This window comes from Paraburkholderia sp. (genome assembly GCF_047605525.1).
In the GTDB taxonomy this organism is placed as follows: domain Bacteria; phylum Pseudomonadota; class Gammaproteobacteria; order Burkholderiales; family Burkholderiaceae; genus Paraburkholderia.
Map to the genome: position 1 here is coordinate 36,337 of NZ_JASGFN010000018.1, position 12,218 is coordinate 48,554.

General features: G+C 65.9%; 12 protein-coding genes and 1 tRNA gene. 12 read left to right on the top strand and 1 reads right to left on the bottom strand.

All coding sequences use genetic code 11. The annotated features are described in order from the left end of the window. Positions 1–128 precede the first annotated feature (128 nt). Positions 129–218: transfer RNA gene (locus QM685_RS24320), tRNA-Ser, on the top strand. Between the two features lie 121 nt (positions 219–339). On the opposite strand, the gene QM685_RS24325 is transcribed toward QM685_RS24320, so the two are convergent. Next, positions 340–1,881 carry a methyl-accepting chemotaxis protein gene (locus QM685_RS24325; protein WP_415120170.1) on the bottom strand — a complete coding sequence of 514 codons (1,542 nt, stop codon included), beginning with the start codon at positions 1,879–1,881 and terminating at the stop codon, positions 340–342. Between the two features lie 327 nt (positions 1,882–2,208). On the opposite strand from QM685_RS24325, the gene QM685_RS24330 reads away from it, so the two are divergent. From QM685_RS24330 to QM685_RS24380, 11 genes are all read left to right on the top strand, one after another. Next, positions 2,209–2,652 carry a (2Fe-2S)-binding protein gene (locus QM685_RS24330; protein WP_415120172.1) on the top strand — a complete coding sequence of 148 codons (444 nt, stop codon included), beginning with the start codon at positions 2,209–2,211 and terminating at the stop codon, positions 2,650–2,652. Continuing rightward, positions 2,633–4,861, top strand: a complete 2,229-nt coding sequence (locus tag QM685_RS24335; RefSeq protein WP_415120174.1) for a molybdopterin cofactor-binding domain-containing protein — start codon at positions 2,633–2,635, stop codon at positions 4,859–4,861. Before QM685_RS24330 ends, QM685_RS24335 begins: the two co-directional genes overlap by 20 nt. 68 nt (positions 4,862–4,929) lie before the next feature. Continuing rightward, positions 4,930–5,274, top strand: coding sequence for a c-type cytochrome (locus QM685_RS24340; protein WP_415120176.1), 345 nt, complete (start codon positions 4,930–4,932; stop codon positions 5,272–5,274). Positions 5,275–5,398: 124 nt separating this feature from the next. Continuing rightward, entirely contained in the window at positions 5,399–6,472 is a 1,074-nt protein-coding gene (locus tag QM685_RS24345) for a porin (protein ID WP_415120178.1), read from the top strand. A gap of 25 nt (positions 6,473–6,497) precedes the next feature. Beyond that, entirely contained in the window at positions 6,498–7,475 is a 978-nt protein-coding gene (locus tag QM685_RS24350; protein WP_415120180.1) for an AraC family transcriptional regulator, read from the top strand. A 235-nt stretch (positions 7,476–7,710) separates the two neighbouring features. Beyond that, complete coding sequence (gene map / locus QM685_RS24355; RefSeq protein WP_415120182.1) at positions 7,711–8,496, top strand: type I methionyl aminopeptidase; 786 nt, start codon at positions 7,711–7,713, stop codon at positions 8,494–8,496. A 225-nt stretch (positions 8,497–8,721) separates the two neighbouring features. Continuing rightward, entirely contained in the window at positions 8,722–9,255 is a 534-nt protein-coding gene (locus tag QM685_RS24360; RefSeq protein WP_415120184.1) for a GNAT family N-acetyltransferase, read from the top strand. 206 nt (positions 9,256–9,461) lie between these two features. Continuing rightward, on the top strand, positions 9,462–10,343 hold the full coding sequence (gene minC, locus QM685_RS24365) for a septum site-determining protein MinC (RefSeq protein WP_415120186.1): 882 nt from the start codon (positions 9,462–9,464) through the stop codon (positions 10,341–10,343). Positions 10,344–10,449: 106 nt separating this feature from the next. Continuing rightward, on the top strand, positions 10,450–11,265 hold the full coding sequence (minD, locus tag QM685_RS24370; protein ID WP_415120188.1) for a septum site-determining protein MinD: 816 nt from the start codon (positions 10,450–10,452) through the stop codon (positions 11,263–11,265). A 14-nt stretch (positions 11,266–11,279) separates the two neighbouring features. Beyond that, positions 11,280–11,534, top strand: a complete 255-nt coding sequence (gene minE, locus QM685_RS24375; protein ID WP_415120190.1) for a cell division topological specificity factor MinE — start codon at positions 11,280–11,282, stop codon at positions 11,532–11,534. Between the two features lie 347 nt (positions 11,535–11,881). Then, a complete protein-coding gene (locus QM685_RS24380) occupies positions 11,882–12,193 on the top strand; it encodes a YXWGXW repeat-containing protein (RefSeq protein WP_415120192.1) in 312 nt (103 codons plus the stop codon). Positions 12,194–12,218: the final 25 nt, after the last annotated feature.

Consider the following 12,218-nt stretch of genomic DNA (forward strand, 5'->3'; position numbering starts at 1 on the left):
GTTTTTTCGACGAGGGGCTTGGAAAACGAATCCGAGCTGTTCTATAATCTTTCTCTCCCAAGCAGCGGCCCGCTTGGATCTGACGAAGCAGCAGCAAGTTGAAAGTCGCGCTGTGAGTCGGAATACCCGGAAAGGTGGCAGAGTGGTCGAATGCGCTGGACTCGAAATCCAGTGTACCTTTAGGGGTACCGTGAGTTCGAATCTCACCCTTTCCGCCAAATTCAAAAGGAACCCCGCAAGTCGATGACTGCGGGGTTTTTTGTTTTTGGCTTTCCCAAACGGCGGAAGGCGGGCCAGGTCTTCACGCCGGGTCCCGCCGCGCCGGATGGCCGCGCTACCTCACGCGACCCTGAACCCGTCCATCACCTCCCTCAACGCGCGCGCCTGATCCGCGAGCGACGCGGCGGCCGCCGCGCTTTCCTCCACCAGCGCCGCGTTCTGCTGCGTGACCTCGTCCATCTGCGTGATCGCAATGCCCACCTGCTGAATCCCGTCGCTCTGCTCGCGCGACGCCTGCGCAATCTCGCCGACGATGCTCGTCACGCGCGCGATCGCCGCCTCGATCTGCTGCATCGTGCCGCCCGCATCCTCGACGAGTCCCGCGCCGCGTTCGACGCGCGACGTCGACTCGGCGATCAGCCCGCCGATCTCGCGCGCCGCCGCGGCCGAGCGTTGCGCGAGGCTGCGCACCTCGCCGGCCACGACCGCGAAGCCGCGGCCTTCGTCGCCGGCGCGCGCGGCTTCGACCGCCGCATTGAGCGCGAGGATATTGGTCTGGAACGCGATGCTCTCGATCGTGCCGATGATGCCGGTCATCTGCGCGGAGCCCGTGTGGATCGCGCGCATCGTTTCGATCATGCTGCCGACCGCGTCGCGGCCATGCGCGGCGAGGTTCGACGCGCCGCGCGCGAGCTCGCTCGCCTGTTCGGCGTTGCTCGCGTTCAACTGCACGGTGGCGGTGAGCTGCTCCATCGCGGAGGCCGTTTCGCCGAGCGACGCCGCCTGCTTCTCGGTGCGTTGCGACAGATCCTGGTTGCCCGCGGCGATCTGCTGCGTGGCCGACGCGATCGCCGTCGATCCCGAGCGCACCGCCGCGACCGTGCCGAGCAGGCGCTCCTGCATCGCGGCGAGCGCGCGCAGCAGCGTGCCCATTTCGTCGTTCGCATGCACCGCCGCGCGCGTGCTGAGGTCGCCTGCGGCGATCGCGTCGAACTGATGCATCGCGCTCGTGAGCGGCTTCATGATCGCGCGCCGCAGCGAACGCCAGCTCAGGAACGCGACGGCGAGCGCGAGCGCGATGCTCGCCGCGCAGGTCGCGAGCATCGCGTGAAAGAGCGCGTTCGAGCGTTCTCCCGCCTCGGTCGCCTGCGCGTCCAGGTAGCGCTCGAGCTTGCCCTGGCTCACGTTCATCGCGGTGTACAGCGCGATCAGGTGCTGCGCGCGGTTTTCGTCCATCCAGCCGGTGTCGCCGCGGCGGATCGCGTCGATCAGTCGGTCGATGCCGTCGTGGCGTACCGCGCTGCGTTGCGCGTCGAGATCGGCGGTGAGCGCGGCGAGTTCGCCCGCTTTCGGAAGCGCACGGAACTCGGCCCAATAGCGATCGGACTCCGCGAGCAGGCCGTTCGCGCGCTCGAGCTGCATCGCGAGTTGCGGCGAGTGCGGATTGGCCATCGCCCAATCGAGCCCGAAGCGCGCCCGCGACATCGCGGTGCCCGACTTGCCGAGCGCGACCACCGACGCGTAGTGCACCGCATACGCGTCGCGCTGCGCGCGGTTGCTGGCGGCCATGCCGACGATGCCGATCGTGCCGGTGGCGATCAGCAGCAGGGCGAGAAACGCGATCGTGGCGGCGATGCGCACGTTGAGCGTGAGATTTTTCATGAAGATTGGAGCATCCTGGTTGCCGAAATTGCAGAATTTGTTTCTTTAGTGAAACAAACGGCCATTTATGGAATGAATAACGCGTTATAACGGCATCGAGCGGCGAGTTATTTAGGCCGTCTCCACGCAGCGGCGCAATGCACATCGGCGTTCCAGGGAAAACGCGAGTTTTGGCCGCTTGCGGGACGTTCCGGACGCTTGCGGGACGATCGGCAACCTATTCGGGCGGTTGTGTCATTGCCGCGCATTTTGTCCGCCTCAAGAATTCCCCCATCACGTTTGCCGTGACGGACACGCCGGATGGCGATTTTTGGGGGGAGACGGAGCATGCAATTCACACTGAACGGAAAGCCGTTCGATTTCGTCGGCGATCCGGACACGCCGCTCCTGTGGGTGATCCGCGACGCGGCGAATCTCACGGGCACCAAGTATGGCTGCGGCATCGGCGCATGCGGTGCGTGCACCGTGCATCTGGACGGCGAGGCGACGCGCTCGTGCGTGCTGCCGGTCGCGGCGGTCGCGGGCCGCGGTATCACGACCATCGAAGGGCTGTCGGCGGATGTCACGCATCCGGTGCAGCAGGCGTGGATCAAAAAGGACGTGCCGCAATGCGGCTATTGCCAGTCGGGCATGGTGATGGCGGTCGCGGCGTTGCTCGAGCAGCATCCCCATCCCACCGACGCGCAGATCGACCAGGGCGTCACGAACCTGTGCCGCTGCGCGACCTATCACCGTATCCGCGAGGCCGTCCATGTCGCAGCGAATTCCTGAGCATGTGGAAGTGCTGCGTCGCGAGAGCCGACGCGTATTCCTGAAGAGCGGCGCCGCGGCCGGCTTCGCGATGGCGGGCAGTCTCGTGCTGCCGCTCGCATGGAGCACGTATGGCGAAGCCGCTGAAGGCGCGGATAGCACGCCGGGCACCTCGCCATTCCACGAAATCAACGACTGGGTCCGCGTCGATCCCGATGGCCGCACGATCATCGGCCTGTCGCAGTGCGAGGTCGGGCAGGGCGTCTACACCGGTCTGCCGCAGGTGCTCGCCGACGAGATGGACGCCGACTGGCGGCGCGTGAGCGTCGAGTTCGTCACGGGCCGCGACGCCTACCGTATTTCCGCCGCGAACGAGATGCCGCAACAGTTCGTCGGCGCGTCGATGTCGGTGACGATGTTCTACACGCGCTTGCGTACGGCGGGCGCCCAGGCGCGCGCGGCGTTTCTGAAGGCGGGCGCGCAGCGTCTCGGCGTGCGTCCGACGCAATGCACCGCGAAGAGCGGCCGCGTGATCCATCCGCAGACGGGCCGCTCGGTCGGCTATGGCGAACTGCTCGCCGACGTCGCGAAGCTGCCGCTCGATGCGCAGCCGCGTCTGAAGCCGGAATCGGCGCACACGCTGATCGGCCAGCCGCTCGCGAAGCTCGACGTGCCCGCGAAGGTCAGCGGCCGCGCGCAATTCGGCATCGACGTGAACGTGCCCGGCATGCTCAATGGCGCGGTGAAAATGGCGCCGACGCTCAACGGCAAGCCGCTGGCCGTGCGTAATCGCGATGCGGTGCGCGCGCTGCCGGGCGTGGTCGAGGTGGTGCAGGCGAAGGACGCCGTGATCGTGGTGGCGGCAACCTACTGGCAGGCGAAAAAGGCCTGCGACGCGCTCGACGTGCAGTGGGACGACGCCGGCACGCCGCTGTTCGACAGTGCGACGATCCTCGCGCAGCGCAAGGCCGCGCTGATGTCGGAGCACGCGGTCGTGGCGACGCGGATCGGCGACGCGGCCACGCCGCTCGCCGGCGCGCGGGCCGTCGTCGAAGCGGACTATCACACGCCGTACATCGTTCACGCGACGATGGAGCCGGTCAACGCGACCGTGCACGTGCGCGAGCACGACATCGAGGTGTGGGGGCCGATCCAGGGGCAGGACAAGGTGCGCTGGACGCTCGGCGCGATTTTCAAAGTGCCGCCGGACAGGGTGATCGTCAACACGACGTTCCTCGGCGGCAGCTTCGGGCGCAAGTACGTGCCGGATTTCGTGATCCACGCGGCGTTCGCGTCGAAGGCGGTGGGGCGTCCGGTCAAGGTGATCCGCTCGCGCGAGGACGATATCCGTCACGGCTTCTACCGGCCCTGCGCATCGGCGCGCCTGCGCGCGGTGCTCGGCGCGGACGGGTATCCGCACGCCATGCACATTCGCGTGGCGGGCCAGTCGCTGTACTGGTCGATCAAGCGCGACTACTACGAGAAAGCCGGCGGCTGGGACGAGACGATGCTCGACGGTCTGTACGACCTCGGCTATCGCGTGCCGAACCTGCTGGTCGATTCGGTGACCGTCACGCAGCCGATTCCGGTGAGCTTCATGCGCAGCGTCGGCAGCACGTCGAGCGTGTTCTTTCTCGAGAGCTTCATCAACGAACTCGCGCACGCGGCGCGCATCGATCCGCTCGCGTATCGCCGCACGCTGTTGCGCGACGACCCGCTTGCGCTGCGCGTGCTCGATCGCGTGGCGGCGCGGGCGGGCTGGTCGGGCAAGCCCGCGGCCGGCGTGCATCGCGGTCTCGCGTATTGCCTGTACACGGGGCGCGGCGGCGCGTTCACGACCTATGTCGCGCTGATCGCCGAACTCAGGATGGTGAACGGTAACGCGAAGCTCGAACGCGTCGTCTGCGCGATCGACTGCGGACGCGCGATCAATCCGATGCTGATCCGGCAGATGGTCGAGGGCGGCATCGGCTTCGCGCTGACCAACACGTTCAGGAGCGAGATCACGTTCAGGGACGGCGCGGTCGTTCAACAGAATTTCTCCGACTACCCGCTGCTGTATCTCGCGCAGATGCCGAAGGTCGAGGTCGTGATCGTCGAAAGCGATCGCGCGCCGCAGGGCTGCGGCGAGGTGGTGCTGCCGCCGGTCGCGCCCGCGGTGGCCGAAGCGCTTTATCAGGCCAACGGCACGCGCCTGCGCACGATGCCGCTCGATCAGCCGCTTGCGTGAATCCGCGACACGCGACACGCGATACGCAACACGTATTCCGATCCATCACTCACAACTAGAAGAGCCCCATGATTCGCCCATTGACTGTTCCTCTCGCTTTCCTCCTTGCGGCCGGCGCGGTGTCGATCGCGCACGCCGAGCCCGGCATCGATGCCGCGCGCGCTCAGGACATCGCCAGACAGCACGCGTGTTTCGGCTGCCATGCGGTCGATAAAAAGCTCGTCGGCCCCGCCTATCGCGACGTCGCCGCGCGTTATGCGGACCAGCCGGGTGCCGCCGCGACGCTCGTCGCGCACGTGCGCAACGGCACGTCCGGCGCGTGGGGCGCGGTGCCGATGCCGCCGAACCAGATCAGCGCCGCCGATGCGCAGACCGTCGTGCAGTGGATTCTCGCGGGCAGCAAGACCAACTGATACCGGCGCAGCGGACCCACGAAGCCGTGGCCCGTCGCTGCCCATCACGCAATAAAACCGGATCCGCCATGACGCCCGGCAGGATTTCACATCAACAGGCATGACTTTGGGTTTGGAGACCGACATGAAGAAGTTCTGCGCGGCAGCCGTGCTGGCAGGCACGGCGGGGCTGGCCTTTGGCCAGAGCAGCGTGACGCTGTACGGTATCGTCGATACCGGCGTCGAGTACTACAACAACGCGGCGAAAGGCGGCACCTTCGTCGGCATGCCGACGCTCACCGGCGAAGTGCCATCGCGTTTCGGCTTGCGCGGCGTCGAGGATCTCGGCGGCGGCTACAAGACGTTTTTCGTGCTCGAAAACGGCTTCGCGCCGTCGACCGGCGCGCTGAACTACGGCGGGCGTCTGTTCGGCCGGCAGGCGAACGTCGGCGTGAGCAGCGATTACGGCACGCTGACGCTCGGCCGCCAGATGAACATGTCGATGTACGTGCTGTTCAACGCAGATGTGATCGGCCCGTCGATCCATTCGATGGCGAACTTCGACAGCTATCTGCCGAACGCGCGCAGCGACAACGCGATCGGCTACCTCGGCAAGTTTCATGGCGTGACGCTCGGCGGCACGTATAGTTTCGGCCGCGACGCGGCGGGTCCCGCGGGTCCGTCGGCGACGAACTGCGCGGGACAGATCGCGGGCGACGCGGTGGCGTGCCGCCAGTACACGGCGATGCTCGCGTACGACGGCAGCTGGGGCGGCGCGGCTGCGTCGTACGACGTGATGTACGGCGGCCCCGGCGCGTCGGCGCCGCTCACCAGCAGCGACGACACCGACAAGCGCGTGATCGTCGACGCGTACGTGACTTATCCGGGCGGCAAGGTCGGCGGCGGCTGGATTCGCCGCAACCTGTCGGCGGGCGAGCATACGCAGACCGATCTGTTCTTCCTCGGCACCAGCTACTTCGTGACGCCCGCGCTGTCGTTCGACGCGCAGGCGCTGCGCTATATCGTGCGCGAGCATTCGAGTTCGACGATGCTGGTCGGACGCGCGAACTACCTGCTGTCGAAACGCACGACGGTATATTCGTCGGTGGGGTATATGCTCAATAGCCCGCTCGCGGCGAATTCGATCGCGGCGGCCGGCACGGTGACGCCGGGCGCGAATCAGCTCGGCGTGATGCTGGGCATCCAGCAGCGCTTCTAGCAGCACATCACGGAGAAAGAGGGAAATGGCCGCGGACCTGTTGAGCGACACTCTCGCGGATTTGCGCGCGGATGCGGTCGTGACCGGCCATTTCTCGCTGACCGCGCCGTGGGCGTTTCTGAAACCGGCGGTCGAGGGCGCGGCGTTTCGCACCGTGTTCGGCAGCCCGTTCTACATCATCGTCGAAGGGATGGCGCCGGTGCGCGTCGAAACCGGCGACTTCGTGCTGCTGCCGCACGGGCACGAGCACGTGCTCGCGTCGTCGCCGGAGGTGCGGCCGGTGCCGTTCGACAATCTGCTGGCCGACCAGGGGATCCATCCGAGCTTCGACACGCCGCTGCATTTCACCGCGGGCGGCGGCGGCTCGGTCAGCGATCTGTACACGGGGATCATGGTCTATCGCGAGGCGATGCGCAGTCCGCTTTTCAGCGTGCTGCCGCCGCTGATTCACGTGCGCGCGAACGACCCGGCGGTCGGCCCGTGGCTCGCGAGCACGCTGATGGCGTTCATCCGCGAATCGATGGCGGCGCAGCCCGGCTGGGCGGTCGCCGCCGCGCGCCTTGCCGACGTGCTGTTCGTGCAGCTATTGCGCGCGCATCTGGCGTCGGCGGTCAGTCACACCGGCTGGCTGCGCGGCCTGATGGACCCGCAGATCGGCAAGGCGATCGCGCTGCTGCATCGCCAGCCCGAGCGGAGCTGGAGCGTCGGGTCGCTGTCGGCGGCGGCCGCGATGTCGCGCTCGCGCTTCAGCGCGCGCTTTGTCGAACTCGTCGGCGAATCGCCGATCGGCCATCTCACCTCGTACCGCATGTATCTCGCGAGCGGCGCGCTGCGCGATCCGCGGCGGCGGCTGATCGAGATCGCCGAGAGCGTGGGCTACACGTCGGAGAAGGCGTTTATCCGCGCGTTCCGGCGCTGGTCGGGGATGGCGCCGAAGCAGTACGCGCGCAATCTGCGCGACCCGTACGACATGGCGAAGATCGAGACCGGCCGCATGACGTGACCGCGTCGCCGATCGCTGCGCTGTCGCGGCGCGCCTGCTCGCGAAGCGGCGGATGAAGGCCCGCGCGTACCCTCTGCGCTCCCTCCCTTTGCACCACTTTGGACCGTCTTCGGCGGGTCCCCTGGCGATCCTCTGTACAATTGCCCGATCGATCCGGCGAAATCGCCTCGCCGGGCACCCGAACCTGTGTCCGTATTACCTCGCGCTTCACCGGCGACTCACATCGACTGAATTCATGGCCATTACCTACAAGACCCCCGACGATATCGCGAAGCTGCGCATCGCCGGCCGCCTCGCAGCCGATGTACTGGCAATGATCGGCGAGCACGTCAAGGCCGGCGTGTCCACCGACGAACTCGACGCGCTGTGCAACGACTACATCGTCAATACGCAAAAGTCGATTCCGGCCAACGTCGGCTATCTGGGCTTCCCGAAGACCGTCTGCACGTCCGTCAACAGCGTGGTGTGCCACGGCATCCCGAATCGCGGCGAGATCCTGAAGGACGGCGACATCATCAACATCGACGTCGCGATCATCAAGGACGGCTATTTCGGCGACACGAGCCGCATGTACTGCGTCGGCCAGCCGAGCCCGGTCGCGCGTCAACTGATCGACACGACCTACGAAGCGATGCTCGCCGGCATCCGCCAGGTGAAGCCGGGCGCGACGCTCGGCGACGTCGGCCATGCGATCCAGAAGGTCGCGCAGCGCGACGGCTTCTCGATCGTGCGCGACTACTGCGGGCACGGTATCGGCAAGGTCTATCACGAGGATCCGCAGGTGCTGCATTACGGCCAGCCGGGGCAGGGCGTGCGCCTGAAGCCGGGCATGGTCTTCACGATCGAGCCGATGGTCAACGCGGGCCGCGCCGCCACGTCGGTGCAGCGCGACGGCTGGACCGTGGTCACGAAGGACCGCTCGCTGTCCGCGCAATGGGAGCACATGCTCGCCGTGACCGACGACGGCTATGAACTGCTGACGCCGTGGCCGGACGGCACCGGCCGCTACGAGGCGCCATAAGTGCGCCGCCAAGGCGCGGCGAGGGGGCGCCGGCAGCGCGCGGCGAGCATGTCGCGGCCGCATCCGAAGCTTGCAGACGATGCAGGCGGCATTGACTGCCGCCTCGTTTGTTCGCGTCCGGTGCGAACACTTCTCGCGCCGCCTGTTCTGGTCAATAATAAAAATTGACTCGCGCGCCGGTTCGGTTAAAGCTACGCGTTAAGGTTTCAAGGGGTTTTCGTCTGCATGAGTTCGTCATTGACCGTTCGCCGCATCGCTGCTGATCAGGGCGCCGTTTTTCGCGAACTCCGTACTGCATCGCTGCGGGAGGCGCCTTATGCGTTCGGCGCGACACTCGAGGACGCACTGTCGGCCGACGCGGCCAGTTTCAACGTCACCGCCGCGGATCACGCGGTTTCGCTGTCCGTCAGCAGCTTCATCCTGTACACCGAGGGCCATCCGGCCGGCCTGATCGAGGCGCATTTCGACGACACCGCCGCGCATCGCGCGTTCGTCTGCGAACTGTGGGTGGCGCCGGCCGTGCGTCATCTGCGGGGCGGCGAACTGCTCGTCGACACCGCGAGCAATTGGCTCGCGGGCGCGGGCGCCACCGAAATCTACGCGTGGGTCGCCGATGCGAACCGCAACGCGATGCGCTTTTACGAGGCGCTCGGCTTCGGTCCGACCGGCGAACACCGGCGTGTCGCGCGGGCGCCCGAGCAGGTCGAAAGTCTGCTGGTGCGGCACGTGCCGGCGACGTCCCACGCGCGTCGGCAGTGATCCCGGGAGCGGTGCTTTCACGTGCCGCTCGTCTCTGTTCGAGTCCCTCCCGTCCGTATTTTTCGCGCTATGGCGCGCGTTGCCGGCTGCCCGGCACGAGCGGCAACATGCGGCGCGCCACGCTCGCAACCGCAGATTCTCCCGGCAAAAAAACTGGCCCTGCGCGTGTACGCCTGTAAAATACGCAAAATTTTTTGCCGAACGCTATGTCGCCCAAGAAATCGCCCTTTTTCGAACTTCGCAGCGGCTCTGTCGACACGCTCATGTTCGTGGTCAAGACGACCGACCTCGACGCGATGCGCGCCGAACTGACGCGGCGCTTCGAGGCGACCCCCGAATTTTTCGCTAACGACGTCGTCGCGATCGACGTGCGGCGTCTCGCCGGCGACGAACGCGTGCCGCTCGCCGATATCGCGCAACTGCTCGACAGCGTGCGGATGCGTCCGGTCGGCGTGATCGCGAATGCGGAACAGTCGTGGGCGGCCGAAACGGCGTTGCCGCTGCTCGAAGCGCGCGACCGCCGCGGCACGGCGGCGCGGCAGGTGGACGAAGGCAGCGCGGGGGCGGCCGCCGCAAGCACCGCGGCAGGCCCGGCAACAGGCGAGGCAACCCACGCACCAACGAGCGCACCAGCGAACGCACCCATGAGCGCGCCAACAACTTCCCCGGCAGGCACGACAGCAGGCAGTTCCGGCGCGTCCGCCGCGGTCGAACCCGCATCCGGCGTCGAGCCGGTGCGGCTCGCCACGTCGCCGCAAACGATGGTGATCGACAAGCCGCTGCGCTCCGGCCAGCGCATCTACGCAAAGGGCGATCTCGTCGTGCTCGGTCTCGTGAGCTACGGCGCGGAGGTGATCGCGGAAGGCAACATCCATATTTACGCGCCGTTGCGCGGCCGGGCATTGGCCGGTGTGCAGGGCAATCACGACGCGCGCATCTTCTGCACGTGTCTCGAACCGGAACTGATCTCGATCGCGGGCATCTATCGAACGACCGAGAACCCGTTGCCGGCCGACGTGCTCGGCAAGCCGGTGCAGATCTGGCTCGAAGAAGAAAAACTGATGATCGAACCGCTGCGGCTCACGTAAGGCGACGCGAAGCGCGCGCTGCCCCAGGTGATGACGGCACGCGGCGTTTCACGGCGAAGCTGGCCGCGCATCAATTGACGCATTTGACGAACACAAGGTAAGGGTAATGGCAAAAATCATTGTGGTGACTTCGGGCAAGGGTGGCGTGGGCAAGACGACCACGAGCGCGAGCTTTGCATCGGCCCTCGCACTGCGTGGCAGCAAGACCGCCGTGATCGACTTCGACGTCGGCCTGCGTAACCTCGACCTCATCATGGGCTGCGAGCGCCGCGTCGTGTACGACCTGATCAACGTGATCCAGGGCGAAGCGAATCTGAACCAGGCGCTGATCAAGGACAAGAAGTGCGAGAACCTGTTCATCCTGCCGGCCTCGCAGACGCGCGACAAGGACGCGCTGACGATGGAAGGCGTCGAGAAGGTCATCAACGATCTGATCGGGATGGACTTCGAATACATCGTCTGCGATTCGCCGGCCGGCATCGAATCGGGCGCGTTGCTCGCGATGCACTTCGCCGACGAAGCGCTGATCGTGACGAACCCGGAAGTGTCGTCGGTGCGCGACTCGGACCGCATTCTCGGCATCCTGTCGTCGAAGACCAAGCGCGCGATCGAAGGCAAGGAACCGATCAAGGAACACCTGCTGATTACGCGCTACAACCCGAAGCGCGTCAGCGAAGGCGAAATGCTGTCGCTCACCGACATCCAGGAAATCCTGCGCATCGATCTGATCGGCGTGATTCCCGAATCGGAAGCCGTGCTGCACGCGTCGAACCAGGGTCTGCCGGCCGTGCATCTCGACGGCACCGACGTGGCCGAAGCCTACAAGGACGTCGTGTCGCGTTTCCTCGGCGAGCAGAAATCGCTTCGCTTTACCGATTACCAGAAGCCCGGGCTGCTGCAGCGCCTCTTCGGCACCAAGTAAGGGGAGCGCACGTAATGTCGATTCTTTCGTTTTTGCTGGGCGAGAAAAAGAAGTCCGCGTCGGTAGCGAAGGAACGCCTGCAGTTGATCATCGCGCACGAGCGCGCCGGTGGCCATGCGCCCGCCGATTATCTGCCTGCGTTGCAACGCGAACTGGTGGCCGTCATCTCGAAGTACGTGAAGATCTCCAATGACGATATCCGCGTGAGCCTCGAGCGTCAGGACGATCTCGAAGTGCTCGAAGTCAAGATCGAAATACCACAGACCTGATCGTCCGGATGGGCCGCGGGGTCGCGGCCCGGTTTCAGGTGATGTGTGGATTGCCGCAAGGTGTCGCGTGGGTTTTCAACGCGATGCCGTGTGGCGCGCGGTTCGTTCTTCGCATGCGTGTCGTTGCTGTTCGCTGTTCGCTCGTGTTTGCTTTCGCGCAAACGCTCTCGCGGAAGTCCTCTTTCCGACGTTCTTGCCGCACCGCTCTCTGTTTCTTCCGGTTTCTCCCGTCGAAATAATCCGTTGCACTTCAGCGTGTGCCGTTACACGCCGATCGTCAGCCGCGCGCCGCCCTCGCGCATTAAACCGGTAACGCCGTATCCGGTGTTCAACCAAAGAGGGAAATCATGAATAAAACCTTTCGCCTATTGCTTGCCAACACCGTTCTGATCGCCGCCGGCGCCGCCGCGATGGCCTCGGCTTCGGCCGCCGAAGTCGTCATCGTCGCGCCGACCGCGCCGCCCGTGGAGCGCTTCGAAGCGGTGCCCGCGCCGCGCGCCGGCTATGTGTGGGATCACGGTCACTGGCGTTGGGATCATGGCCGCTACGTGTGGGTCGCGGGGCACTGGCAGGTCGAACGTGTCGGCTATCACTGGGTGCCGGGCCACTGGATCGAGCATGGCCCGAACTATCGCTGGGTGCCGGGTCACTGGGCGTGACGATCGCATCGATGAACGCGTGAGT

What these genes read in the sequence shown, in the direction of transcription:
- QM685_RS24330 (WP_415120172.1), top strand. Translation starts at nt 2,209, where the DNA reads ATGCAATTCACACTGAACGGAAAGCCGTTCGATTTCGTCGGCGATCCG.
- QM685_RS24340 (WP_415120176.1), top strand. Translation starts at nt 4,930, where the DNA reads ATGATTCGCCCATTGACTGTTCCTCTCGCTTTCCTCCTTGCGGCCGGC.
- QM685_RS24360 (WP_415120184.1), top strand. Translation starts at nt 8,722, where the DNA reads ATGAGTTCGTCATTGACCGTTCGCCGCATCGCTGCTGATCAGGGCGCC.
- minE (WP_415120190.1), top strand. Translation starts at nt 11,280, where the DNA reads ATGTCGATTCTTTCGTTTTTGCTGGGCGAGAAAAAGAAGTCCGCGTCG.
- QM685_RS24350 (WP_415120180.1), top strand. Translation starts at nt 6,498, where the DNA reads ATGGCCGCGGACCTGTTGAGCGACACTCTCGCGGATTTGCGCGCGGAT.
- map (WP_415120182.1), top strand. Translation starts at nt 7,711, where the DNA reads ATGGCCATTACCTACAAGACCCCCGACGATATCGCGAAGCTGCGCATC.
- QM685_RS24335 (WP_415120174.1), top strand. Translation starts at nt 2,633, where the DNA reads ATGTCGCAGCGAATTCCTGAGCATGTGGAAGTGCTGCGTCGCGAGAGC.
- minD (WP_415120188.1), top strand. Translation starts at nt 10,450, where the DNA reads ATGGCAAAAATCATTGTGGTGACTTCGGGCAAGGGTGGCGTGGGCAAG.
- QM685_RS24325 (WP_415120170.1), bottom strand. Translation starts at nt 1,881, where the DNA reads ATGAAAAATCTCACGCTCAACGTGCGCATCGCCGCCACGATCGCGTTT.
- QM685_RS24380 (WP_415120192.1), top strand. Translation starts at nt 11,882, where the DNA reads ATGAATAAAACCTTTCGCCTATTGCTTGCCAACACCGTTCTGATCGCC.
- QM685_RS24345 (WP_415120178.1), top strand. Translation starts at nt 5,399, where the DNA reads ATGAAGAAGTTCTGCGCGGCAGCCGTGCTGGCAGGCACGGCGGGGCTG.
- minC (WP_415120186.1), top strand. Translation starts at nt 9,462, where the DNA reads ATGTCGCCCAAGAAATCGCCCTTTTTCGAACTTCGCAGCGGCTCTGTC.